Below are 24,907 nucleotides of genomic sequence, written 5' to 3'. Positions count from 1 at the left end.
TTTTCCCTCTTGCCGTTACCTCATAGGTCAGCTACTTGAAACGTAGGGAGAACATCCCCCGTATAAACTCTTCGCCGGCGTGTCTCCCCATACAAGAGGCGACCTACTCCGAAGCGAGAGGCGACCCATCATGCCCCTGTTCATACCGACGGCACCCGCCGCCGCGACGCGCAGCGTACGTACGGCGCTGCACTCGCCCACCGTCAGGTCACCGCACCCGCTGCGCCTGGAACGGGGGGACCTGGATCCGGTCCTTCCCCTCCCCGTGCACCGGCTGGCCCCGGTGACCGGCACGACCGAACCCCCCGAGGCCCGGCTCACCGGCTGGCGCTTCCTGCTGGCCCGCGACGGGCGCCCCGTCGGCGCCGCCGAGACGATGCTCACCGCGGACGGGTGGGCGTTCTCGCACGTCACCGAGGGTCCGTTCATCGCCTCCACGGAGCGGGCCATGCTGCTGGCCGAGTCCCTGCCCGCGCCCTACCAGCCCCGGCTGCTGTCCGTTCCCGAGCTGTACATGCTCACGCTGTGGCTGCACGCGGACCTCGGGGCCGACCCCGAGTCCGGCAGCCCCCTGCCCGATGACCTGCTGATGCCGCTCGCGCCCGCGCCGCCCGGCATCGCCGCGGAGCGCGCGGTCCGCACGGACGCCCTGCTGCCCCTGCTCACGCGCAGGGTCGCGCCGCTCGGCCTGGCGAGCTGACCAGACCGGACGTCCGGGGCCGGCCCGCAACGGCGCGAACCGGTCCCGGCACCACCGGCCCCCGCGCGGGGGCGACCCGTCGCTCAGCCCGCGTACTCGGCCACCGGCGGACACGAGCAGACCAGGTTCCGGTCGCCGAACGCCCCGTCGACGCGCCGCACCGGCGGCCAGTACTTCCCCGTGCCGCCCTGGCCGTCGGCCTGACCGCCGCCCGCGGGGAACACGGCCTCCTCGCGGCTGTACGGGTGGGCCCACTCGCCGCTCAGCTGGGCGGCCGTGTGGGGGGCGTTGACCAGGGGGTTGTCGTCCTTCGGCCACTCCCCCGAGCCGACCCGGTCGATCTCGCGGCGAATCGCGATCATCGCGTCGCAGAAACGGTCGAGTTCGGCGAGATCCTCGCTCTCCGTGGGCTCGATCATGAGCGTTCCGGCGACAGGGAACGACATCGTCGGCGCGTGGAACCCGTAGTCGATCAGCCGCTTGGCGACGTCGTCGATCGTGACGCCGGTCGCCCGGGTCAGCGGCCTGACGTCGATGACGCACTCGTGCGCCACCAGCCCGCCAGGGCCCGTGTAGAGCACGGGGAAGTGCGGCTCGAGCCGCTTGGCGACGTAGTTGGCGCCCAGCACCGCGACCTGGGTCGCGCGGCGCAGCCCCGACGCGCCCATCAGCCGCAGATAGGCCCACGAGATGGGCAGGATCCCAGCCGACCCCCACGGCGCGGCCGAGACCGCGCCCGTGGTGCCGTCGGCGGGCGAGGGCCGCAGCGGGTGGCCCGGCAGATAGGGCGCGAGGTGGGCGCGCACGGCCACGGGACCCACGCCGGGGCCGCCGCCGCCGTGCGGGATGCAGAACGTCTTGTGCAGGTTCAGGTGCGAGACGTCTGCGCCGAACCTGCCCGGCCTGGCAAGACCCACCAGCGCGTTGAGGTTGGCGCCGTCCACGTACACCTGACCGCCCGCGTCGTGCACGGCGGCGCAGATCCCGGCGATGTCCTCCTCGAACACCCCGTGGGTCGAGGGGTAGGTGACCATGAGCACGGCCAGCTCATCGCGGTGCTTCTCGATCTTCGCCCGCAGGTCGTCGGCGTCCACGTCGCCGTTCTCGCCCGTGGCCACGACCACGACCCGCATTCCCGCCATCACGGCGCTCGCGGCGTTGGTGCCGTGCGCGGACGAGGGGATGAGGCACACGGTGCGCCGCGGCTGGCCCGCCGCCCTGTGGTAAGCGCGCACGGCGAGCAGCCCGGCAAGCTCGCCCTGGGACCCGGCGTTGGGCTGGAGCGAGACGCTGTCGTAGCCGGTGATCTCGGCAAGGCGCTCCTCGAGCTCGCGGATGAGCGCCAGATACCCCTCGGCCTGGTCGGCGGGCACGAACGGGTGGAGCGCGGCGAACTCGGGCCAGGTGACCGGCTCCATCTCGACCGCGGCGTTGAGCTTCATGGTGCACGAGCCGAGCGGGATCATGCCGCGGTCGAGCGCGTAGTCCTTGTCGGCCAGGCGCCGCAGATAGCGCAGCATCGCCGTCTCCGAGCGGTGCCGGTGGAAGACCGGGTGGCTCAGGAACTCGTCGGCGCGCAGCAGCCCTTCGGGCAGCGCGTCGGGGGTCCTGGCGTCCAGCGCCTCGATGCCGAACGCGTCCCCCGCCACGCCGAACGCCGCCCACACCGCGGCCAGTTGGGCGCGCCCGGTCAACTCGTCGCAGGAGATGCCCACATGGTCGTCGTCAGTGAGCCTGAGGTTGACCCCCATGTCGCGCGCGGTGGCCACCACGGCCGCGGCCCTGCCCGGCACCCGCGCGGTGACCGTGTCGAAGAACTCCTCGTGCGCCAGCTCAACGCCCCCGTCCCGCAGCCCAGCGGCCACCAGGACGGCGTAGCGGTGCACGCGGCGGGCGATGGCGGTCAGCCCCTCGGGCCCGTGGTAGACGGCGTACATCCCGGCCATCACGGCGAGCAGCACCTGCGCGGTGCAAATGTTGCTCGTGGCGCGCTCCCGCCTGATGTGCTGCTCCCTGGTCTGGAGGGCCAGCCGGTAGGCAGGGGCGCCCGCCGCGTCGCGCGAGACGCCGACCAGGCGGCCCGGCAGGCTGCGGGCGTAGGCGTCGCGGACGGACATGAACCCCGCGTGCGGGCCACCGAAGCCCATCGGCACGCCGAAACGCTGGCTCGAGCCGACCGCGATGTCGGCGCCGAGGTCGCCGGGCGAGGTCAGCAGCGTGAGCGCGAGCAGGTCGGCGGCCACGGTCACCACCGCGCCCAGGGCGTGCGCCTCCTCGATGAGCGCGCGCGGGTCGCGCACGGCGCCCGAGGCGCCCGGGTACTGGATCAGCACGCCGAAGACGCCGCGCTCGGCGGCCTCGACGGGGATACCCTCGCTCAGGTCGGCCACCACGACGGGGACGCCGGTCGGCTCGGCACGGGTCCTGACGACGGCGATCGTCTGCGGCAGGCAGTCGGCGTCGACCAGGAAGACGCCGTCCCTGACCTTGCCGACGCGCCGCGCGAGCGCCATCGCCTCGGCCGCTGCCGTCCCCTCGTCGAGCAGCGAAGCACCCGCCGTCGGCAGCCCGGTCAGATCCGCCACGACCGTCTGGAAGTTGAGCAGCGCCTCAAGGCGGCCCTGGGAGATCTCCGGCTGGTAGGGCGTGTACGCGGTGTACCAGGAGGGGTTCTCCATGACGTTCCGCAGGATGACCGGCGGCGTGAAGGTGCCGTGGTACCCCAAGCCGATCATGGAGTGCAGCACGGTGTTGCGCGAGGCGAGCGCGCGCAGCTCGGCCAGCACGCCCGCCTCGTCCCTGGCCTCGGGCAGCAGCAGCGCCTCGCTGGTCCTGATGGCCTCGGGCACCGCGGCGGCGGTCAGCTCGTCGAGCGAGCCGAAGCCGACGTAGGCGAGCATCTTCGCCTGGTCGGCCGCATCGGGCCCGATGTGCCGGGCGGAGAACGGCGTGCCCTGTTCGAGGGCGGCCAACGGGGTGTGGTCGGTAGTCATCGGGAGGCTCCTCCTGGTCGCGGCGACCTGCGGGGGCGTCAGGCGGCCGTGCCTGACGGGCCTCCCCCTCTGTCATGTCGACCTGAGAGCTTCGCCGCGGCACTGGCGTGCCATGGCTTGCACCGTCGGTGAGGGCGGCGAAGGGGCGCTGCCCCGCCACCGCCCTGCTTTCCAGAGTGGCCTGACTCACGCGGTACGGGTGCCTGAGAGATTCCGGGGAGGATTTGCTCCTTCGGCGCCCGGGCCCTTGGGGCGCCGGGACTCTCCCGCATGAGGTCGTCAACCGCATTCGAGCCTACCAGCGGTCCTTCCGGCGGGATCCTGGCCGCCACTCGACTGGCCAGCCCACGCAATCTGCTCTTACGTAGGTCATACCGGGGCACTCGGCGAACAGTGGCGATCAGTTGGAGGAAGCGTGCAGACCGACATCGACCCCCGCAGTCTGATCGGCCGCAAGGCGTTCGACCGCGATGGCAACAAGATCGGCACGGTGGACGAGGTCTATCTCGACGACGCCACCGGGACACCCGAATGGGCGGCGGTGCGCACGGGGCTCTTCAGCAGGGACGCGTTCGTGCCGCTCGAGCCGAGCGAGGTGGTCGACGAGGCGCTGCGCGTCCCGTTCGCCAGGTCGCTGATCAAGGACGCCCCCGACTTCGGCGTGGGCCGCCATCTCTCCCCCGAGCAGGAGCTCCAGCTCTACCACCACTACGGGCTCGACGTGCCGCGCGGTGGCCCGGTGGATCCCGCGCTCTCACCCGACAGGGACTTCGGGCGGCTCGCCGCTCCCGGGACCGACGATGACGCCTGAGCCCTCGCCGCCCCGCACCAGCGGCAGGGGCTCCCCCGGCGCGAGCTCGGGGTCGTCCACGGAGAACGTCCGCACGGGCCCCGGCGTCGAATCCGGCCGCTCGAAGCGGACGGTGACGCGCCCGAGCCCGCTGCCCTGGACCCAGCCAGGGCCGAGGCGGGCATGCGCCACATCAAGCCCGGGAAGCCATGAACGCGCCACGGCCCGCCCTTCCCCCGGCGCGGGCGTCAGCTCGGACGACGGCCCGGGCGACGGCCCGGACGACGGCTCGGCGGGCCCCGCGGCCTGGGCGGCCTGGGCGGCCTGGGCGAACAGGTCCTCCTGTGTGAAGTCCGCGAGCCCGCTGACGCCCACCCCGAGTAGCCTGACCCCCTCGGTCGTGTCGACGAGGTCGAGCAGCCGCGCGGCCGCCTCACGCACCACGGCCGGGTCGTCCGTCGGGCCCCGCAGGGTCTCCGAGCGAGTGAGCGTGGTGAAGTCGTAACGCCGCACCTTGAGCACCACCGTCCGCCCCGACCTGCCCGCCTCCCGCAGCCGCCGCGCGCAGCGGTCGGCGAGCCTGGCCACCTCGAACCGCACGCGCGCCCGGTCGGTCACATCCACGTCGAAGGTGTCCTCGACCGAGACCGACTTGGTGTCACGGTCGGCCACCACGGGCCGCTCGTCGACGCCCGAGGCCATCGCGAACACCGAGGCGCCATGCGCCTTCCCCAGCAGCCGCAGCAGCTCGTCCTCCCCGGCCCGCAGCGTCTCGCCGATCGTCCCGATCCCGGCCCTGCGCAGCGTCTCGGCGGTGGCCGGGCCCACCCCCGGCAGGGTGCGCACCGGAAGCGGGGCCAGCAGGTCGCGCTCGCTGCCCGGCGGGATCAGCTCCAGGCCGTCGGGCTTGGCCCGCTCGGAGGCGATCTTGGCCAGCATCTTGGACCCGGCGAGGCCCACCGAGCCGGTGAGCCCCGTGGCCGCCCTGATCCGGGCCCGCAGCAGCGTGCCGACGCGCAGCGCCTCATCGGCCGTCGCGGCGCCGGGGTCGCCCGCCGCCAGGTCGACGAACGCCTCGTCCAGGCTCAACGGCTCCACCAGCGGCGACAGCTCGGCCAGCAGCCGCATCACCGTCTCGCTGATCCCCCGGTAGACCCCGAAGCGCGGCACGAGGCACGCGGCGTGCGGGGCCAGCCGCCTGGCCTGGGCCATGGGCATCGCCGAGTGGACTCCGAAGCGCCGCGCCTCGTACGACGCGGTGGCGACCACCCCGCGCGGGCCGAGACCGCCGACGATGACGGGCTTGCCGCGCAGGCTCGGCTTGGCCGCCTGCTCGACCGAGGCGTAGAAGGCGTCCATGTCGAGGTGCAGAACCGTGGGCTGACCTCTCACCCCACCGATGGTGCCCCACGGGTCTGACAACGGGGGCGGCCCGCGCCGTGGGATCAGATGCCGCGGCGCCTGCGGGCCAGCTCGTCCGACGGGTGGGTGGCGGGCAGTGCCTCGCCGGTGTCGAGGCGCTCGGCCTGGAGCTGCGCCAGCGCGCTCTCCACATCGGCCCAGACCGCGCCGACCGCGATCCCGAAGACGCCACGGCCGCCGCGCAGCAGCTCGGCCAGCTCCTCGGGGGACGCGCAGCGGTAGACGGTAGCGCCGTCGCTCATCAGCGTCATGGTAGACAGCTCGGCGAGGTCGACGGCGCACAGGGCGCGCACCGCGGTGCGGATGCTCTGGAGGGAGACCCCCGCGTCGAGCAGCCGCTTGACGATCTTGAGAACGAGCACGTCGCGGAAGCTGTAGAGCCGCTGGGTGCCCGAGCCATGGGCCGGGCGGACGCTCGGCTGGACGAGCCCGGTGCGGGCCCAGTAGTCCAGCTGGCGGTAGGTGATGCCGACGGCGGCACAGGCGCTCGGGCCCCGATAGCCGAGCTGTTCGGGCGCTCCGCGCCCCTGGGCCCCGACGGACTGCCGCGGCCCCGCACCGGCCACCTGAGGTGCCCCCGGGAGGGCGGACAACCCGCCGACCGCTCTGCTGTCGCCGTTACCTGTCACGCCGGCCTCCGTTCCGCATGCCCCTACCGTGCCTTCGTCGCTCACCGGCTGTCACGATGAGCACGCACACAGCGCTCCTCCCAAGACATGCCCCATCGACGCTAGGCATCCACCCTCAGCGCGTCAACGATCGCCACGCGCCGTTACTGGCTGCTCGTGCCGAAGTCCTCGGGGGAGATCTGGTCAAGGAATTCGCGGAACCGTTCCACCTCGTCCTCCTGCTCGTCCGGGATGATGATCCCCACGTCGTCGAGCACGGCATCGCTGCCGTAGATCGGCGTGCCCACACGGAGGGCGAGGGCTATGGCGTCGGACGGGCGGGCACTGACCTCCACACCGCTGGCGAACACGAGCTCGGCATAGAACACCCCGTCGCGCAGGTCGGTGATCCGCACCGCGCTGAGCTCCTGCCCCACCGCTTCCAGCACGTTCTTGAAGAGATCGTGCGTCAACGGCCGGGCAGGGGTCATGCCCTGCTGGGCGAACGCGATGGCGGTCGCCTCTCCCGGCCCGATCCAGATCGGGAGATAGCGATCACCGCCGACTTCACGGAGGAGCACGATGGGCTGATTGTTGGGCATTTCCACCCGTACGCCCACGACGTCGAGCTGATTCACACAGCAACCCTAGGCGGTGCCCGGTGCATTTGGATAGTCGAGCTCGGCCGCGCGACGCCCGGGCGCCGCCCGACGACTCAGAATCCCTGCCTGCTGGCGAAGAAGACCAGCCTGTACTTGCCGATCTGGACCTCGTCGCCGTTCCCCAGGACGGTCGTCTGCTCGATGGGCTCGCGATTGACATAGGTGCCGTTCAGGCTGCCGATATCGCTCACCGTGAAGCCTCCGTCCGGCTGCCGCCTGAACTCCACATGGCGCCGGGACACGGTCACGTCGTCGAGGAAGATGTCGCTGTGCGGGTGGCGGCCCGCGGTGGTCACCTCGCCGTCGAGCAGGAACCTGCTGCCGGAATTCGGCCCTCGGCGAACGATGAGCAGCGCGGAGCCCGGCGGCAGCGCCTCGACCGCGGCCTGCGCCTCGGGGGAGAGCGCGGGGGCGGGGTGCTGGCCCGTGATCTCGGCCTCGTACGCCTCGAGGCCCGAGATGGAGATCGTGGACGTGGTCTCCGACGATCCCTCGAGCCCCGGGCGCAGGCCATTGCCGCAGTTCGAGCAGAAACGGCTGGTCGCGGGGGACCGGTGGCCGCAGCGCGAACACGTCACCGTCGCGGAGCCACCGCCCTGGGAGCCTATGTCGCCGGGGGATGACACCTCGTCGCGGAACAACGGACGGCCAGGCTCCGCGCCGGCCGCCGACGCTGGCTCGCCTTGCTGGCGGGCGCGGGGCCGTGCGGCACTGTGCATGCCGCTCTGACGCCTGCCGAACAATCTAGCGAAAAAGCTCACCAGCGATCCCCTCGCACCTAGGCCGGCCCGTCGTGGGACGGGGCGGTCCATTCTCTCTCACCGGCCGTGACGGACGTCTCGACAACGTCCACGGCCCCCGTTCAGTTTCCCTCACCTGACACCCCGGGGGGTGTGGCACCCCCGTGACATCCAGCGCGGTCACGATGACGACTGAGCGTAGTCAGGCTGCTCCGCCGATCGCAAGGCGTCGATCGTCACCGTCTCCGGCCGCTCGACGACGACCTCGGCCCGCTCGCTCTCCAGCGCCTGCACCACTCCCCCTGGGATGTTGAGCGCGGGCTCGAGATCCTGGGGGCGGCCTATCGCCCTGATCTCGAACGGCGCCCCGACCCGCAGGTCGTCCACGCGCACGCCGCCGTTGTCGTCCACGAGGGCGGTGGCGGCGACGACGCGCACGTCGTTGATCTGGATGGCCTCGGCGCCGGCCGCGCGCAGCTCCTGAACGACGTCGAGCAGCATATCCGCCTCCACGGCGCTTCGCGGGTCGTCGATACGCAGGGTGATGCCCGGGCCCTGGGCCGCCACCGTGCCCGCCAGGATGCCCAGCTGACGCTCGCGCTCCTCGGTCTGGCGCCTGGCCTCCTCGGCCTGGTCCGAGCTGGTCTCCAGCTCCGTGCGCTGGTCCTCGAGGCCCGCCTTCTCGTCCTCGAGGCGGTCGGTGCGGTCCTCGAGGTCGCTCAGGATCCGCACCAGGTCCTCCCGGCGGGCGCCGCGCAGCGCGGTGTCGTCGCTGCCCGCGGCGCGCACCTGGATGGCCAGGCCGAGCCCGAGCACGAACAGCAGGAGCGCGACGAGCAGTTGGCCGCGTCCGGCGCGCGGCGGCCACAGGGCGGCCCGCAGCGCGGCCCTTCCCGTGGCGGGTGCGGGGGTGCTCTCCGGCTCGTCGGCCATCGGCTCGTCGGTCATCGGCCTCAGGCCCCGAAGACGTGCCGGCGTATCGCGGCGGCGTTGGAGAAGATGCGGATGCCGATCACCACGACCACGCCGGTCGAGAGCTGGGCGCCGACGCCGAGCTCGTCGCCGAGGAAGACGATCAGCGCCGCCACCGTGACGTTCGAGAGGAACGACACCACGAACACCCGGTCGTCGAAGATCCCGTCGAGCAGCGCCCTCAGGCCGCCGAAGACCGCGTCGAGTGCGGCGACGACGGCGATGGGCAGATAGGGCTCCACGCCGGTGGGCACCACCGGGCGGGTGAGGATTCCTACCACGACTCCGATGACGAGTCCGGCGACGGCGATCACTGGGGGCTCTCTCTCCTGTTTCCCTTGGGGACTTGGGCCCGGGGGGCGCTGCGGCGGCGTCAGGCCGCGGGTCTTGCCACGCGCGGGGTGAGCCCTGGTGCGGCGGGCAGCGCCACCTCGTCGCGCGCGTCCGTGCCCGCCCTGATGCCGTAACGGTCCCGCAGCGCCGCCAGGTGGCGCCCTCCGTCGCTCCGGGCGAACGCGGCGGCCAGGTCGTCGCCGGGGCCCACGGCCAGGACGGAGTAGGGCGGGGCGAGCGGGCGGTTGTCGACCAGGACGGCGTCGCCCGCGGCGCGGATCGCGGAGAGCGCGGTGAGCCGCTGCCCGTTGACGGCGATCGCCTCGGCGCCCGAGTGCCACAGGCCGTTGACGACGCGTTGCAGGTCGCGGTCGCGCACGCGGCCCGCGTCGAACGCGCCGCTGTCGCGCGGATCCCCCGGGGTCCCCGTGGCGCCTTCGGCGTCGTCCACGGTGAGCTCGATCCCGGGGCCGGTCACGGGCGTCGCGCCCGCCAGCAGGGCGGCGAGCTCGGCGCCCTCGGCGCCCGCGCCGCCCAGGGCCTCGCGGCGCAGGGCGGCGACCTCGGCGCGCAGCTCGTCCACGTCGTCGTGCAGGGCGTCGACGGCGGCGGTGCCCGCGTCGACCCGGTCGAGCAGCTCCGAGCGCTCGCGGGCGAGGGTGGGCGCCGACTCGCGGGCCTGCGCGGCGCCCAGGGTGACGACGAGCGCGGCCAGCACGAGGCCCGTGGCCAGCCAGAGCCTGGCGCGCAGCGTGCGCGGCAGGTCTGACCGGCCTTCGGCTCGCCGCCTGGCCGCGGCCTCGGCGTAGCCCTCGTCAAGTGTCGTGCTCATGAGGGTGGTCAGCAGCGACATGGAGGCGTCGGGGCGCGCGGTGGGGCGCGGTCCGGGCTCCTGCTGTGGCATGGCGCACATCGTCGCACGCGTCACTCAGAAGACCGAACCGACCCCGGTGGCAAGGCGCTTGGGCGAGGGCCTGGCGGCGTGCGGGGTCAGCGGTCGGCGCTGTCGACCACGCTCGACCACTCGTCCAGCAACTCCTGGGCGGCCGCGTCGTCCGGGCCCTCGGCCCACAGGTGGGTGACGGCCTCGGCCGGGTCGGGCAGGACCAGGACCCACCTGCCGTCGGGCTCGACGACGCGCACGCCGTCGGTGGTGTCCACGGAGCGGTCGCCCGCGGCCTCGACCACGCGGCGCATCACCAGGCCCTTGATCGCCCAGGGGGTCACGACGTCGCGGCTGACCACGTGGGCGCGGGGGATGCGGGCGTCGATCTGGGAGAGGGACAGCTGGGTGCGGGCGACCAGCCCGACCAGCCGGGCGAACGCCGCCGTCGCGTCGAAGACGGAGGAGAACTCCGGGATGATGAACGCCCCTTGGCCGTCGCCGCCGAAGACCGAGCCCTCCTTGTGGGCGACCCGGGTCAGGTCGTCGGGCGAGGTGGTCGTCCACTCCACCTGGGTGCCGTGGTAGGCGGCGACCTGCTCGGCGATGCGGGTGGTGGTGACCGGCAGCGCGACCCTCCCGCTGCGGCGCTCGGCGGCCACCAGGTCGAGCATCACCAGCAGGGCCCGCTGGTCCTCGATGATGCGGCCGCGCTCGTCGACCAGCGCGAGGCGTTCGCCCACCGGGTCGAACCTGACGCCGAAGGCGGCGCGGGCCGACGCGACGATCTCGCCGAGGCGGACGAGCCCGGCGCGGCGGACGTCCGCGGTCTCGGTGGGCCTGGCCTCGTCGAGCCCGGGGTTGATGGTGAGGGCGTCGACGCCGAGGCGGCCCAGGAGGCTGGGCAGCACGAGACCCGCGCTGCCGTTGGCGGCGTCCACGACGATCTTCAGTCCGGACTCGGCCACCCCCGTGGTGTCGACGTCGCGCAGCACCGAGCCGGTGTAGCCGTCGAAGACGCTTGCCGGGAAACGGAGATCGCCGATCTCGCCGGGGAAGGCGCGGCGGTACTCCTGGCGGGCGTAGACGCGGTCGAGCTTGCGCTGTCCGCCCTGGGAGAGGTCGGCCCCGCGCTCGTCGAAGAACATGATGTCGACGGAGTCGGGGACGCCGGGGGTCGTACGGATCATCACGCCGCCCGCGCTGCCCCGCGCGGTCTGCTGGCGGGCCACGGGCAGCGGGACGTTCTCCAGGTCGCGCACGTCGATGGCGCTGGCCTGGAGCGCGGAGATGACGGCGCGTTTGAGGGCGCGCGCGCCCCTGGAGTGGTCGCGCGCCGTGGTGACCGTGGATCCCTTCTTGAGGGTGGTGGCGTAGGCGCTAGCGAGCCTGACGGCCAGCTCGGGGGTGATCTCGACGTTGAGGATGCCGGAGACGCCGCGCGCGCCGAACAGGTTGGCCTGGCCTCGGGACTCCCAGATGACCGAGGTGTTGACGAACGCGCCCGCCTCGATCGTCTTGAACGGGTAGACGCGCACGTTTCCCTGGACGATCGACTCCTCGCCGACGAGGCATTCGTCGCCGATGACGGCGCCGTCCTCGATGCGCGCGGCGCGCATCACGTCGGTGTTCTTGCCGATGACGCAGCCGCGCAGATTGGTCTGCGGCCCGATGTAAACGTTGTCATGGACCACGGCCTTGTGCAGGAACGCGTCCGACTTCACCACGACGTTGGAGCCGATGACGGTGTGTTCGCGGATTTCCGCGCCGCCCTCTACCTTGGCGTAGTCGCCGATGTACAGCGGGCCACGGAGCTTCGCGTCGGGGTGGACCTCGGCCCCCTCGGCGATCCAGACGCCGGGTGAGATCTCGAAGCCGTCGATTTCGACGTCGACCTTTCCTTCGAGAACGTCGGCCTGCGCCTTGACATAGCTCTCATGGGTGCCGACATCCTCCCAATAACCCTCGGCGACATAGCCGAAGACCGGCTTCCCCTCCTTCATCAGGCGCGGGAAGACATCGCCGGACCAGTCGACGGGAACGTCGGGCTCGACATAGTCGAAGACCTCGGGCTCCATCACATAGATGCCGGTGTTGACGGTGTCGGAGAACACCTGTCCCCAGGTGGGCTTCTCCAGGAACCGGTCGACGCGGCCGTCCTCGTCGACGATGGTGATGCCGAACTCCAGGGGGTTGGGCACCCTGGTCAGGCAGACCGTGACCAGCGCGCCGCGCTCCCGGTGGTAGCGGATCAGGTCGGTGAGGTCGAAGTCGGTGAGCGCGTCCCCCGAGATCACCAGGAATGAGTCGTTCTTGAGTGCGTCCTCGGCGTTCTTCACACTTCCGGCCGTGCCCAGAGGCTTTTCTTCATGGGCGTAGGTGAGATCCATCCCGAGTTCCTCACCGTCACCGAAATAGTTCTTGACGAGGGAGGCGAGGAATTGAACCGTGACGACGGTCTCGGTGAGCCCGTGCCGCTTCAGCAGCCGGAGCACATGCTCCATGATCGGGCGGTTTGCCACGGGCAGCAGCGGCTTGGGCATGCTCGCGGTCATCGGGCGAAGCCGGGTGCCTTCGCCACCAGCCATTACGACGGCCTTCATATCGGAAGTGTCCTCCTTGGGGAGTCGACAGTCACTCCGACTGCGCCCGTCTGGAGGGGCCCGGGCCCGGGGTGGCTCTCCCCGGAAAAGTGCGACACATGCGGGCTCCAAGCCCCTGCGACGCTGCCAGGGCGAGCTCAGTCGGCCGTGGCATCCGCCGCGAGGATACGGCGGACCTGGACCACGTAGAGGATCCCTGCCCACCAGTAGAGCGCTGTACCCCAGCCAGCGAACGCCCATCCGAAAATAGCAGCGAGAGAAGGCACCCAGCCACTTCCCTCACTGAGCAGGAGCAACGGGAACGCGTACATCAGGTTGAAAGTGGCCGCCTTGCCGAGGAAGTTCACCTGCGGAGGGGCATAACCCGCCCTGTCCAGGCGCCAGACGGTGACCAGCAGCATCAGCTCACGGGCGAGCAGCAGCGCGGTCAGCCACAGCGGCAGGATGTCGCGCCACGTCAGGCCGACCAGCGTGGACAGGATGTAGAGGCGGTCGGCGGCCGGGTCGAGGATGCGGCCAAGGGCGCTGATCTGGTTCCAGCGGCGGGCGAGCTTGCCGTCCAGGTAGTCGCTGACGCCGCTGGCCGCGAGGACGAGCAGCGCCCAGCCGTCCAGGTCGGGGCCGTCGAAGACCGGGGAGAGCACCAGCCACAGGAAGACGGGGACGCCGAGAAGGCGAGCCATGCTCAGGAGGTTGGGGATGGTGAGGATCCGGTCCGTCTGAATGTCTGTCTCCTGGACCTCCACCCGGACGCCCTCCTACTCACCCCGTACCGGCGCTGTGCGCTGCTGACTCTACCGGCCGCGCGGGCCCGCTCCCCCGGTCGGTCGTCCGGGTCAGGGGGCGGGGCGGGACGTGGGGGGAAGTGGGGCGATCGCCTACGCTTTGATGTGGTTCACCGCCCGAACGTGGCGGGCCGAGGCGGGTGACATGGGGATCAGGCTCCGCGGTGTCGGCGTCAGCCACGGCGTGGCGATCGGCGAGGTCAGGCATCTTGGCACGGCCGTGCTCGAGCCGCCCGCCGGGCAGACCTCGGCGCGCGAGGCGCCGCACGAGCTGGGCCGGGCCCAGCGGGCGGCCGAGGCCGTCGGCGCCGACCTGGTGGCCAGGGGCACCCTGGCGGGCGGCGAGGCCCAGGCGGTGCTCGAGGCCCAGGCGCTGATGGCCCGTGACCCCGAGCTGATGGCCGACGTGGCGCGCCGGATCGGCGTGGGCGCCACGGCGGAGCGAGCGGTGAGCGACGCGTTCGCCGCGTATCGCGCGCTCCTGGCGGGCGCGGGGGAATACCTCGCGGGCCGGGTCGCCGACCTCGACGACGTGCGCAACCGGATCGTCGCCAGGCTGCTCGGCGTCCCCGTGCCCGGCGTGCCGGACAGCGACGAGCCCTATGTCCTGGTCGCGCGCGACCTCGCCCCCGCGGACACCGCCCTGCTCGATCCCTCGCTGGTGCTTGGCTTCATCACCCAGGAGGGCGGGCCGACCAGCCACAGCGCGATCCTGGCCCGCTCCATGGGCGTGCCCGCCGTGGTGGCGCTCGCGGGCGCCGAGGACCTGGCCGAGGGCGCGGTGGTGGCGCTCGACGGCGGGACGGGCGAGGTCGTGGTGAACCCGGGCGCCGAGGAGCGCGCGGCGATGACCAGGACCGCGGCCGACCGGAGGGCCGCGGCCCCCGTCGCGGGCCCTGGCGCCACATCGGACGGCCACCGGGTGCCGCTGCTGGCGAACATCGGCGGCCCCGCCGACGTGCCCGCCGCCCTCGACGCGGGCGCCGAGGGCGTGGGGCTCTTCCGCACGGAGCTCCTCTACGTCGGGCCCGAGGGCGCCGGGGGACCCGCGGGGGCCGAGCCACCGGACGAGGAGACGCAACGGGCCGCGTACCGCCAGGTGTTCGAGGCGTTCCCCGAGGGGCGCGTCGTGGTGCGCGTGCTGGACGCGGGCGCCGACAAGCCCCTCCCCTTCCTTCGGAGCGCCGATGAGCCCAACCCCGCGCTGGGCGTGCGCGGCCTGCGCGCCCTGCTCGAACGCCCCGACATCCTGGACACGCAGCTGCGCGCGCTGGCCTCCGCGGCCGAGGGGCTGCCCGTCCGCGCCGAGGTGATGGCGCCGATGGTCGCCGACCGGGCGGAGGCGGGGGCGTTCGCCGCCGCGTGCCGGGCCGCGGGGCTGCGCGCCGAGTGCGGCGCCATGGTGGAGATCCCCGCCGCGGCGCTGCGGGCCCGCGCGCTGCTGAGGGAGGTGGCGTTCCTCTCGATCGGGACCAACGACCTGGCGCAGTACGCGTTCGCGGCCGATCGGCAGCTGGGGGCCGTCGCCCGGCTCCAGGACCCGTGGCAGCCCGCGCTGCTCGACCTGGTGGCGGCCGCCGCCGAGGCCGCGGCGGCGGAGGGCAAGGGCTGCGGGGTGTGCGGCGAGGCCGCGGCCGACCCCACGCTCGCCTGTGTGCTCACCGGACTCGGCGTCACCAGCCTCTCCATGGGAGCCTCCGCGATCCCCGGGGTCAGGGCCACGCTGGCGCGGCACACCCGCGCGCAGTGCGGGCGCGCGGCCGCCGCCGCGCGGGCCGCGGACAGCGCGGACGACGCGCGCGCCGCGGCCCTCGCCGTGCTCTCCGGGGAGTGAGCCCCCGGGGCCGCGGCTCATGGCCCCTGGCAGTCGGCGGGCGGCAGGGCGGGCGCCGCGCGGTAGGCCACGCCGTGCTCGGGCGGAACGGGCTCGCCCGTGAACAGATCCGTGCAGTACGCCGCGAACACGCCGCCCTCGGTCAGCGGGATCAGCCGCCCGTCCCGCACGCTCCAGCCGCGGACCTCCTCGCCCCGGTGCGGCGGCTCGGCTTCCGGATCCGCGGCCGAACGCAGCACCACGCCGCCCGGATCGCCCGTCGCCAGGCCAACGCCGAGGAGCGTGCAGAGCACCAGCGCCTCGGGCTCGGCCATCTCCAGCGAGCCGTCCGCGCCGCGCACCGCGCGCACCGAGGCGGTCAGCGGGCCAGGCTCGGTGATCAGGCTGCACACCAGGTGGTGCGTCCCCGGCGGGACCCACTCGAGCGCCGCGGCCAGCAGCCCGGCAGCCCGTCTGAAGGCGCAGCGCGACTGCGGGGCGCCACAGCGGGGGCAGGGCCCGGCCGCGGCCAGCAGATCCGTGCCCACCTCCCACGTCTCCCACCGCATGTGCTCGGCGAGCAGCTCGGGGACCAGCAGGTCGAGCGGCTGCCCGTCGTAGGCCACCGTCGGGCCGCGCGCGGCGATCTCCGCGGTGTACCGCGCGCGGGCGGCCGGGCTGTCGGGCCCGAGGCGCTCCCGCTCGCAGAACTCGGCGAAGCCGACCGGGTCGAACAGGGCCACACTGGTGTGACCGTGACGGCGGGCCAGCGCGCGCAGCAGCGCCTCGGTGCGCCGCAGATAGCTGGGATGGTCGGTGAACCGGAAGCTGCCGTACCGGCGCATCAGCGCGAACGCGGCCTCGTCGGCGATGACCGCGACCGTGCCTGCCGACTCCCCCAGCAAGGCGGCCGCGCGCCGCGACGCGCGCCCCGTGGTGTGTGCCATGACTCCCCCTCGACGGATCGAAAGCGTTCGATCACCGAGAGTAGTCACCGCCACTGACAGCGGCCCGCTCGGCGGCCAGCTTCTCGAAAAAGCCGAGCAGCCTGGGGTCGTCGACCGAGCCCGGGTTGACCGCCGAGGTGAGCGCGGCGCCCTGGAGGAGGCGTTTGACGGGCACTTCGAGGCGCTTGCCCGTCAACGTGTGCGGGACGCCGGGGATCTCGATGATCTCGTCGGGCACATGGCGCGGGGAGAGCGCGGACTTGATGGCGGAGCGGATCCTGGAGCGCAGCCCGTCGTCCAGCGCCGTGCCGTCGGCGAGCGCGACGAACAGCGGCATCCAGTAGCCGCCGTCCGGCTCCTCGACGCCGATGACCAGCGACTCCCTGATCTCGGGCAGCCGTTCGACGGCCTCGTAGATGTCGGCCGAACCCATCCGCACGCCCTGCCGGTTGAGCGTGGAGTCCGAGCGGCCGTGGATGACGACCGTGCCGCGCGAGGTGAGGGTCGTCCAGTCGCCGTGCCGCCACACGCCGGGGAACATGTCGAAGTAGCTGTCGTGGTAACGGCGTCCCTCGGGGTCGTTCCAGAAGGAGATCGGCATCGACGGCATGGGCGCGGTCACCACGAGCTCGCCCACCTCGTCGACCAGGGGGGTGCCGTCGGGCCCGAAGGCGCGCAGGTCGGTGCCGAGCCCCGGGGCCTGCAACTCCCCCGTCCAGACCGGGAGCGTGGGCACGGCGCCAGCGAAGCAGCTGCACACGTCCGTGCCGCCGCTGACCGAGGCGATCCACAGGTCCTCGCCGACCTCGTCGTGCAGCCAGCGGAACCCGTCGGGCGGCAGCGGCGAGCCCGTGGTGGCCACGCAGCGGGTCGCGGACAGGTCGGCGTCGCGCCGCGGGTGGACCTCCGCCTTGGCGCAGGCCATGACATACGCGGCCGACGTGCCGAACAGGGTGGCGCGCGACCGCTCGGCGACGCGCCACTGCGCCCCGGTGTCCGGATGGCCGGGGCTGCCGTCGTAGAGCACCGCGGTGGTGCCCGTCAGCAGCGCCGAGACCAGGAAGTTCCACATCATCCAGCCGGTGGAGGTGTACCAGAACAGCCGGTCGCCGGGGCCGAGGTCGCAGTGCAGGCCGATCTGCTTGAGGTGTTCGAGCAGGATGCCGCCCTGGGACTGCACCAGCGCCTTGGGCAGCCCGGTGGTGCCGGAGGAGTACAGCACCCACAGCGGGTGGTCGAACGGCACCTGTTCGAACTCCGGCTCGACGTCGGAGCCGGTCAGCGCCGCCCACTCAAGCGCGCCGTCGGGCGCGGCCGAGCCGAGCAGCGGGATGTGCACCGTGGCCCGCAGCGTGGGCAGCCCCTCGCGCAGCTCGGCGACGGTGGCGGCGCGCTCGTGGACCTTTCCGCCGTAGCGGTAGCCGTCGACGGCGAACAGCACGACGGGCTCCACCTGTTGGACCCGGTCGAGGACGCTGCGCGCGCCGAAGTCGGGGGCGCACGACGTCCACACCGCGCCCACCGCCGCGGTGGCGAGCAGCGCGACGACGGCCTCGGGGATGTTGGGCAGATAGCCGCTGACCCGGTCGCCAGGCCGCACGCCGAGCTCGCGCAGCGCCGCGGCGAGCGAGCCGACGCGGCGGCGCAGCTCGGCCCAGCTGATCGGCTCGGGCTCGTGGCGCTCGTCCACCGCGAGCAGCGCGGGCTCGTCGGCGCGCGCCGGGTCCTCGCCCGCGCGCAGGGCGTGCTCCGCGTAGTTGAGGGTCGCGCCGGGGAACCACTCGGCGCCCGGCATCGTCCGCGCGCCGAGCACCGCCCGGTACGGCGTGGCGAAGCGGACGTCGAACCACTCGGCGACCGCCCGCCAGAACGCCTCGAGATCCGTCACCGACCAGCCGTGCAGCGCCGCGTAGCTCGCCGCCTCGTCGCCGTCGAAGGGCGCGGGCGCGCCGTGCCGCTCGGCGGCCCAGGCGTGGAAGCGGGTCAGCCGCGCGGCGGAGGCCCGTCGCACCGAGGGCCGCCACAGCGGCTCGGGGGCGGACGGCGGTGCGGACGTGGGAACGGTCATGGCGCCTCCCGGCGGGTACGCGTGGCACGGCTGAGCAGACGATGCCACCAGACGCGGGCGCGCACCAGGGTGGCGCGGGGCCCCCGCGGAGGCCGCGCCACCCGAACGCCGGGCCGCCAGGGCGTGAGCGCCTGCGGGGGCGGCGGGCCCCTGGTAGGAGTGGGTATGTGCGCCGCCTCACCGCAGCTCTCTGGCTGGTCGCGCTGCTGGGCGGGCTCGCCGCGTCGGGGGCGCCCGCGGCGGCCGGGGCCAGGGCACCCGACGCGTTCGTCGACCTCGCCGACGTCGCCCCCGGCATCCGGCAGGAAATCCGCTACGCCACGCGCGACAACTTCACGGGGCGCGTGGTGGACGGCTACCGCGAGCCGGTGTGCCTCCTCACGCGCGATGCCGCGTTGGCGCTGCGCCGCGCGCACCGGGCGCTGGGCGAGCGGGGGTTCGGGCTGCTGGTGTACGACTGCTACCGGCCGCGGCGGGCCGTGGAGTCGTTCCTGCGCTGGGCGGACGACCCGGATGCCACGGGGCGGCGCGAGGAGTTCTACCCGAACGTGCCCAAGGACCGGCTGTTCGAAGAGGGCTATCTCGCCGAACGCTCGGGGCACAGCCGCGGCAGCACCGTGGACGTCACGCTCGTGCGGCGCTCGGGCCGCCAGGTCGACATGGGGACGGGCTTCGACTTCTTCGACCCGCGCTCTGCCCCCTCGTCGCGGGACGTGGGCGACGAGCAGCAAGAGGCGCGCGCCGTGCTGCGCGCGGCGCTCACCGCCGAGGGCTTCGCGCCGGTGGACACCGAGTGGTGGCACTTCGCGCTGGAAGACGAGCCCTTCCCGCGGCGGCAGTTCGACTTCCCTGTGGACAAGGGCGCGCTCTCCAAAGGCCGTTGACCCGTGCCGCCCCGGCGCGCGGGACGACGGCGATCCGGAGCCACCCCCGTCGGTCCCGGGCCGCCGCCGTCACCCTCATCGACGTGACGGGGCGGCTGACGGTTCGCGCCCCGCCGGTGTTGTCACCTGTTCGCGACACGAGCGCGGCGGACCCGAGAACTAACGACCGGTCAGAGCCCGTTACCCGGAATGGTGCGCGGCGCGGTGGACAGGGACGGGCCGAAGCGCTGCACCAGGAGCGTCATCTCGTAGGCGACCGTGCCAATGTCGGCGTCCGACTCGGCGAAGACGGCCAGCGCGCTGCCCGCCCCGGCCGCGGCGACCAGCAGGAACGCGTCGTCGAGCTCGACGAGGGTCTGCCGGGCCGAGCCCGTCTCGAAGTGCTGTCCGACGCCTCTGGCCAGGCTGTGGAAGCCGGAGGCCACCGCCGCCAACTGCTCGCCGTCCTCCCTGCTCAGCGAGCGCGAGGCGCCGCGTGGCAGCCCGTCGGCCGCCAGGACGAGGGCGTGGCGAATGCTGGGCACGCGCGTGACCAGCTCGTCCAGAAGTGCTCCGACCTGCCTGCTCTCCTGCGGGCTCCCGGCCTCCGGTGCGGTCATCGGTCCTGCCTTACGGTGATCTGGATCTCTTAAGGGCGGCCCTGGGGCGGGGTGTTGTCCCCGTCCGGATCGCTCTGCTGACGGCCGAGCCGCCAGCCGCGTTGCAGGGCGGCCATGCGGGACCGCACCTGCTCGGCGTCGAGCTCGGGTGGTGCTTCGGCCTCCCGGGTGGAGCCGGGAGCCGGAACGGAGGCGGCGGGCCCCGCGGGGGCGGCGGGGGCCGCGTGCCGGGCGCGGCGTGGCAGCCCCGCGCCCGTGGTGCCCTCGGGCCCAGGGCGCTGCTGCCGGTGGCGGGCCGGTCCGCGCGCCTCCTGTTCGGGCTCGGGCGGTGGGCCGACCGTGCGGCCGTGGTCGGCGACCAGCACGGGCGAGGCCCGGCGCTGGGGCAGCCGGGGAAGCGGGGTGAGGGGGTCGGGCTCCCGCGCCGCGGTGTGCTCGACGGGCGGCTCGGCCGACGGGTCGGGGTCGTCGGGGCCGACCGGGGCCTCCAGCTCGACCGGGCCGTCCATCGGGCCGTGCAGGAGCGCGGGGCGGTGCGGGGAGCGCGGCAGCCGCTCGCGCTCGGGCGGCTCCTCGGCGGTCTCGGTGAGCAGCTCGCCCGGGATCAGGGTGACGGCGGTGGTGCCGCCGTAGGGCGAGTCCCTGAGCGCGACGCGTATGCCGTGCCGGTCGGCGAGGCGCGAGACGACGAACAGGCCGATCCTGTCGGTGTGCGACAGCTCGAACTCGGGCGTCTCGGCGAGCCGTTGGTTGGCCTCGCGCAGCGCCTCCGCGGTCATGCCGAGGCCGCGGTCGTGTATCTCAAGGGTGAAGCCGTGCGGGACGCGCTCGCCCGTGACCTGCACGGCGGTGTGCGGCGGGGAGAACACCGTGGCGTTCTCCAGGAGTTCGGCGACGAGATGGGCCAGGTCGGCGACCGCTCCCCCGGCGACGGCCAGCGGGGGCAGCCGGTGGATCTCGACGCGCTCGTAGTCCTCGACCTCGTCGACGGCCGCCCTGACGACGTCCATCAGCTGCTCGGGCTTGCGCCACTGCCGCGCGGGGGCGGCGCCCGAGAGGATGACAAGGCCCTCCGCGTGCCGCCGCATGCGCGTGGCGATGTGGTCGGCGCGGACGAGGTCGGTCAGCTCGTCGTCGGTCTCGGTGCGGCGCTCCAACGCCTCGAGCAGGCCGAGCTGACGGTGCAGCAGCACCTGGTTGCGGCGGGCGAGGTTGACGAACACCTCGGAGACGCCGCGGCGCGTCTCCGCTCGCTCGACGGCGGCGGAAACGGCCTCGCGCTGAAGGGTGTTGAGGGCGCGGCCGATCTCGCCGACCTCGTCGGGCGGGTACTCCAGGCGCGGCGCCTCGGTCTCCACGTCCACGTGCTCGCCGGCGTCGAGCCGCCGCATCACGCCGGGGAGCCGCAGCTCGGCGGCGTCCCTGGCCTCGCGCGAGAGGGCCTGGAGGTCCCGGCCGAGGCCGCGCCCGACGCGCAGCGCGACGACCGCGGAGACGGCCACGGCCACCAGGCCGACGCCGCCCACCAGGACGGCCCGCCACACGGCTCCGGTCACGGCGGGCCCGGTGTCCTCATCGGCCGCGTCCCTGGCCTCGTCGGCCAGGTCGCCCAGCATGTCGAGGGCGCCGGTGGCCGCGTCGGCCCAGTGGTCGGCGGGAACGACGGGTGCGCCGCCCTCGAGCAGGCTCTCCTCCGTGGTGGCCAGGATGCGCCCGCGGCCGCTGTCCCAGAAGCTCTCGTGCGCCTGCCGGTCGTCGACGGGGAGGTCGGGCAGGAACGTCTCGTACGCCGCCTCGCGCCTGACGATCCTGGTGTCGATCGCGCGCAGCTCCGATGTGGTGACCACGCCAGCGGCGAGGGCGCCCGCCACGAGCGCGTCCTCCTGGGACAGGTGCTCGCGGGCCTGGGCGAGGCCGACGACGGCGCGGGATTGCCGGTCGTTGTCCGCTCCCGCGCCGGGGGGGAGGACGGCGAGGAGGCCGAGCCCTGGGGCGGTCACGCCGCCGTAGGCGTCCAGGAGGTCGGTGCGGTCAATGGTGTTGCTGTCGACCTGGTCGCGCAGCTGGTCCAGGTCGTCAAGCGCCGCGAACAGCGCGTCGAGGCGCTCGCGGCCCGTGCCGCCCAGGTCCCCGCCGCCCCTGCCCGCCGCGTCCCTGAGCGCGGCCATGGCGTCGTCGGTGGCGGCCCGCAGATCCTCAAGGCGGCTCAACTCCTCGGCCCTGCGCGGGTCCCCGAGGCGAAGCAGCGACTGGCGGCGCTCGGCCTGCACCGCGCCGATCACGCCCTGCGTGGGCCCGGTCAGGAAGTCGGCCGCGTCGGAGGCGGCGAGGGCGGAGCGGGCGTCGGACACGGTGATGAACGTCGACACCGCCCAGACCGACACGAGCGACAGCAGGGGCACCAGCATCAGGGCCGCCGTCCTGCGTCGCACCGATGTGCCGCGAAAGCGCATGCCCTCCCCTTGGGTTCTCCCGGCGAGTCGGCGGCGGTCACCGACACCGTCCGGCAGCGCGAGCCTACTACCGGTCGGGCGCGCGCTCGCCTATCACCCGGGGATTGCCTGGAGTTGACTCGACGGGCCGCTCATCCTCGTGCGTCCTGCCCCGGTCCGCAAGGCGTTCTACCATGGGGGACGGAGGACATATCCGCGCATCTCACCTGACAGGGAGCGAAGGCGGAGTGTACGCGAGACCCCGCTTACCTGACACGGTCCGCACCGCGGCGGTGCGCGCCGTCATCATCATCGCACTGACGCTGACCCAGGTCGTCGTGGTGCTCCTGTGCACCCTCGCCGGATCCTGGCTCGCGTTCCCCATGGTGCTCTCCTCGGTGGCCAGTACGTTCGTCGCGACCTGGGCGGTGCTCGACATCTGGGTCACGCGGCAGGCGTGGCTCCAGCGCAACGGCGTGGTGTCCGTGCCGAGCAGCGCGGCGCGGCGGCGGCCGCTGGCCCGCCGCCGCTGAACGGGCCGGTCGCCACGGGTCGTTCGCCCTTCACTCCCCCCGCTCGTCGACGGCGGCGGAAGGGCGGCGGAAGACGCGGGTCGCGGTGATCTCGCCGTGCACCGGCTCGGCCGCCTGGTCGCGCGCGGGCAGCCCGGGGCGCAGGTGCTCCTCGACGCTGATGTACTTCAGCCCCGCGCGGAGGTCCGCGTCGTTCCTCAGGCGGATCACCAGCGGGAACTCCGCGAGCGCCGTCGTGTCGAACAGGCCCGTGGTGTACAGCAGTTGCACGCCGAGGGCATCGGCGACCGCGCGTTGCAGCTCCAGGAGATAGGTGGCGTTGGCGCGGCCGATGGGGTTGTCGAGGAACAGCGTGCCCGCGTGGCGGTGGCGGTCGCGGCCCCTGTCGTTCCCCCTGAGGGCGGCCATCGTGCAGTACAGCGCGATGGCGGCGGTGAGCAGCTGGCCGCCGGAGAACACGTCGCCCATCTGCCCGACGGGGACGCGCTCGGCGCGCAGCACCGCGTCGGGCTTGAGGATCTCGACCTGGACGCCGCGCGGGCCGAGGGCCGCGTGGACGCCGCGCAGCAGGAGCGACATGCCGTCACGGCGCAGGTCGGCGTTCTTCCTGACGGCGGCGCGGGTCGTCTCGTCGACGACCTCGCCGAGACGCTCGGTGAGGGTGGCCTGGTCGGGGTCGTCGAAGCGGATCCGCAGGAACTCCTGGCCCGACCACTCGCCCAGGCCCTCGGGGAGGCGGGAGAGCCGCTGGGCCGAGCGCAGGGTGTCGAGGGAGGACTCGACCAGGCCGCGCAGCCGGTCGACGATGCCGTCGCGGTTCCGCTCCAACTGGGCCAGCTCGTCGGTGAGCACGCGCAGCCTGGGCGCGAACGCCTCGGCCCAGGCGGCGGCGTGGGCCGGGAGGGCGGCGGTGGGCAGCTCCCTGATCTGCTGGCGGGCCGGGGTGCGGACCTGCTCGAACCTGGTGGCGTTGGCGTGCCGGACCAGCCGCTCCGCGGCCTCCCTGACGGCGGCCTCGGCCGCGGCCAGGCCCGCGGCGCGGGACCGCAGGTCGCGGCGGGTCGCGGCGGCGGCCTCGCGGGCCTCAGCGAGGGTGCCGCCATAGGGTTCGGGCGCCGCGGGCTCGGCGGGCTCGGGCTCGCCCTCGGCGGGGGCCCGGCCGGGCGGGGGGTCGCGCAGCAGGTCGCGCAGGAGCGCGGCGATCTCCTCGAAGCCGCCCGCCCCTTCCTGGGCGGCGCGGTGGTCGGCCGACAGCTCCTCATGGGTCTCGCGCGCGGCCTGGAGCGCGGCCTCGCGCGCGGCGACGTCGGCGGTGGCGGCCCGGCACAGCTCCCTGGCGCGCTCGGCGTCGGCGGGGACCAGCTCGTCGGGCAGCTCGATGTGGGCGCCGCCGTCGGCGGGGGCCAGCCGCTCGGCCTCGCCGCGCAGCCGCCCCAGCTGCTCGCTCGCGGCGGCCGCGCGGCCCTCGAGCAGCTGGACCAGGGCCTCGGCGCGGGCGGCCGCGGCCTGCCTGGACGGGCCGTCGGCGCCCTCGGTGCCGTCGAGGAGGCGGGCGGCGCGCGTGCGCACCTTGTTGCTCAGGCGGTCGAGCGCGGCCAGGGCGGCGCTCTCGTCGCCCTCGGCGCGGGCCTGCTCGGCGCGGAGGTCGGCGCCGACGCCGACCTTCTCGTAGAGCTGGGAGGCCGAGCGGTACGCCTCGCGCAGCGCGGGCAGCGACGCCTCGGCGCCCGAGGGGGCGGACGGCCCCGGGTCCTCGGGGGCGCCGGTGACCTCGGCGCGCTCGGCGCGCAGGGCGCGCGCGGTCCGGCGCGCGTCGTCGGCCGCGCGCTGGACGCCGCGGTGGTCCTCGTCCGCGGCGCGGGCGCGGTCGAGGCAGGCAGCGGAGCGGGCCTCGGCCTCGGCGGCGTCGGCGGTCAACTCCCTGACCCTGGCGGCCCAATGGGCCCGCTCGCGCAGCCTTGAGGCCAGGCCAGCCAGGGCGTCGGCCGAGCGGCGGGCGCGCTGGGCGGCCTCCTGCCGGTCGTCGCGGGCGGCCGCGGCCTCGGCCGCGGCGTCGTCGGCGGCGGCGCGGGCGGCGGCCGCGTCGGTGAGGCGGCGGGCGGCTGCCTCGGCTGCGGCCGCCGCGGCCTCGGCGCCCTCG

At 73.9% G+C, this 24,907-nt stretch carries 18 protein-coding genes, 2 pseudogenes and 1 riboswitch; of the genes and pseudogenes, 5 read left to right on the top strand and 15 right to left on the bottom strand.

Annotated features, from left to right (window positions below; all coding sequences use genetic code 11):
- Positions 1-130 precede the first annotated feature (130 nt).
- On the top strand, positions 131-700 hold the full coding sequence (locus DEH69_RS29130) for a hypothetical protein (protein WP_113689992.1): 570 nt from the start codon (positions 131-133) through the stop codon (positions 698-700).
- A gap of 83 nt (positions 701-783) precedes the next feature.
- On the opposite strand, the gene gcvP is transcribed toward DEH69_RS29130, so the two are convergent.
- Positions 784-3,693 carry an aminomethyl-transferring glycine dehydrogenase gene (gene gcvP, locus DEH69_RS29125; RefSeq protein WP_113689991.1) on the bottom strand — a complete coding sequence of 970 codons (2,910 nt, stop codon included), beginning with the start codon at positions 3,691-3,693 and terminating at the stop codon, positions 784-786.
- A gap of 181 nt (positions 3,694-3,874) precedes the next feature.
- Positions 3,875-3,972: riboswitch (glycine riboswitch) on the bottom strand.
- A 136-nt stretch (positions 3,973-4,108) separates the two neighbouring features.
- On the opposite strand from gcvP, the gene DEH69_RS29120 reads away from it, so the two are divergent.
- Positions 4,109-4,504 carry a PRC-barrel domain-containing protein gene (locus tag DEH69_RS29120; protein WP_181727650.1) on the top strand — a complete coding sequence of 132 codons (396 nt, stop codon included), beginning with the start codon at positions 4,109-4,111 and terminating at the stop codon, positions 4,502-4,504.
- Here DEH69_RS29120 and DEH69_RS29115 read toward each other — a convergent pair.
- The 9 genes from DEH69_RS29115 to DEH69_RS29075 all read right to left on the bottom strand — a co-directional run bounded on the left by DEH69_RS29115 (position 4,448) and on the right by DEH69_RS29075 (position 13,452).
- A complete protein-coding gene (locus DEH69_RS29115) occupies positions 4,448-5,875 on the bottom strand; it encodes a DNA polymerase IV (protein ID WP_113689989.1) in 1,428 nt (475 codons plus the stop codon). The genes DEH69_RS29120 and DEH69_RS29115 overlap by 57 nt on opposite strands.
- A gap of 53 nt (positions 5,876-5,928) precedes the next feature.
- Positions 5,929-6,471 (bottom strand): MerR family transcriptional regulator, encoded by a 543-nt coding sequence (locus DEH69_RS29110; protein WP_309302913.1) that lies wholly within the window; start codon positions 6,469-6,471, stop codon positions 5,929-5,931.
- Positions 6,472-6,677: 206 nt separating this feature from the next.
- On the bottom strand, positions 6,678-7,151 hold the full coding sequence (locus DEH69_RS29105) for a bifunctional nuclease family protein (protein WP_113689987.1): 474 nt from the start codon (positions 7,149-7,151) through the stop codon (positions 6,678-6,680).
- A gap of 77 nt (positions 7,152-7,228) precedes the next feature.
- Positions 7,229-7,936, bottom strand: a complete 708-nt coding sequence (locus DEH69_RS29100) for an FHA domain-containing protein (RefSeq protein ID WP_113689986.1) — start codon at positions 7,934-7,936, stop codon at positions 7,229-7,231.
- Positions 7,937-8,095: 159 nt separating this feature from the next.
- The gene (locus tag DEH69_RS29095; RefSeq protein ID WP_113689985.1) at positions 8,096-8,863 is read right to left on the bottom strand and encodes a DUF881 domain-containing protein; all 768 of its coding nucleotides are present in this window, start codon (positions 8,861-8,863) and stop codon (positions 8,096-8,098) included.
- Between the two features lie 5 nt (positions 8,864-8,868).
- Entirely contained in the window at positions 8,869-9,201 is a 333-nt protein-coding gene (locus DEH69_RS29090) for a small basic family protein (protein WP_113689984.1), read from the bottom strand.
- Between the two features lie 59 nt (positions 9,202-9,260).
- Entirely contained in the window at positions 9,261-10,133 is an 873-nt protein-coding gene (locus DEH69_RS29085) for a DUF881 domain-containing protein (RefSeq protein ID WP_181727651.1), read from the bottom strand.
- Between the two features lie 77 nt (positions 10,134-10,210).
- The gene (locus DEH69_RS29080) at positions 10,211-12,706 is read right to left on the bottom strand and encodes a mannose-1-phosphate guanyltransferase (protein ID WP_113689982.1); all 2,496 of its coding nucleotides are present in this window, start codon (positions 12,704-12,706) and stop codon (positions 10,211-10,213) included.
- A 137-nt stretch (positions 12,707-12,843) separates the two neighbouring features.
- Positions 12,844-13,452 (bottom strand): CDP-alcohol phosphatidyltransferase family protein, encoded by a 609-nt coding sequence (locus DEH69_RS29075; RefSeq protein ID WP_113689981.1) that lies wholly within the window; start codon positions 13,450-13,452, stop codon positions 12,844-12,846.
- 184 nt (positions 13,453-13,636) lie between these two features.
- Between DEH69_RS29075 and ptsP the strand changes: the two genes are divergently transcribed.
- The gene (gene ptsP, locus DEH69_RS29070; RefSeq protein ID WP_113689998.1) at positions 13,637-15,325 is read left to right on the top strand and encodes a phosphoenolpyruvate--protein phosphotransferase; all 1,689 of its coding nucleotides are present in this window, start codon (positions 13,637-13,639) and stop codon (positions 15,323-15,325) included.
- 17 nt (positions 15,326-15,342) lie between these two features.
- On the opposite strand, the gene DEH69_RS29065 is transcribed toward ptsP, so the two are convergent.
- Together DEH69_RS29065 and DEH69_RS29060 are read right to left on the bottom strand one after the other, a co-directional pair.
- A complete protein-coding gene (locus tag DEH69_RS29065) occupies positions 15,343-16,251 on the bottom strand; it encodes a hypothetical protein (protein WP_113689980.1) in 909 nt (302 codons plus the stop codon).
- Positions 16,252-16,282: 31 nt separating this feature from the next.
- Positions 16,283-18,319 carry an acetoacetate--CoA ligase gene (locus tag DEH69_RS29060; RefSeq protein WP_113689979.1) on the bottom strand — a complete coding sequence of 679 codons (2,037 nt, stop codon included), beginning with the start codon at positions 18,317-18,319 and terminating at the stop codon, positions 16,283-16,285.
- A gap of 167 nt (positions 18,320-18,486) precedes the next feature.
- Between DEH69_RS29060 and DEH69_RS29055 the strand changes: the two genes are divergently transcribed.
- A complete protein-coding gene (locus tag DEH69_RS29055) occupies positions 18,487-19,203 on the top strand; it encodes a M15 family metallopeptidase (protein WP_258535039.1) in 717 nt (238 codons plus the stop codon).
- A 170-nt stretch (positions 19,204-19,373) separates the two neighbouring features.
- On the opposite strand, the gene DEH69_RS29050 is transcribed toward DEH69_RS29055, so the two are convergent.
- Together DEH69_RS29050 and DEH69_RS29045 are read right to left on the bottom strand one after the other, a co-directional pair.
- A complete protein-coding gene (locus tag DEH69_RS29050) occupies positions 19,374-19,802 on the bottom strand; it encodes a roadblock/LC7 domain-containing protein (protein ID WP_113689977.1) in 429 nt (142 codons plus the stop codon).
- A 29-nt stretch (positions 19,803-19,831) separates the two neighbouring features.
- On the bottom strand, positions 19,832-22,255 hold the full coding sequence (locus DEH69_RS29045) for a nitrate- and nitrite sensing domain-containing protein (protein ID WP_113689976.1): 2,424 nt from the start codon (positions 22,253-22,255) through the stop codon (positions 19,832-19,834).
- A gap of 236 nt (positions 22,256-22,491) precedes the next feature.
- Here DEH69_RS29045 and DEH69_RS29040 point away from each other — a divergent pair.
- Positions 22,492-22,740: pseudogene (locus tag DEH69_RS29040) on the top strand (hypothetical protein); the annotation flags it as partial.
- Positions 22,741-22,797: 57 nt separating this feature from the next.
- Here DEH69_RS29040 and DEH69_RS29035 read toward each other — a convergent pair.
- Positions 22,798-24,907, bottom strand: a pseudogene (locus tag DEH69_RS29035) (hypothetical protein); the annotation flags it as partial.

Origin of the sequence: Streptomyces sp. PT12, assembly GCF_003311645.1 — a bacterium.
GTDB lineage: Bacteria > Actinomycetota > Actinomycetes > Streptomycetales > Streptomycetaceae > Streptomyces.
The sequence above is the reverse complement of the archived record's forward strand: the minus strand, read 5'-3'. Positions and strand labels throughout refer to the sequence as shown.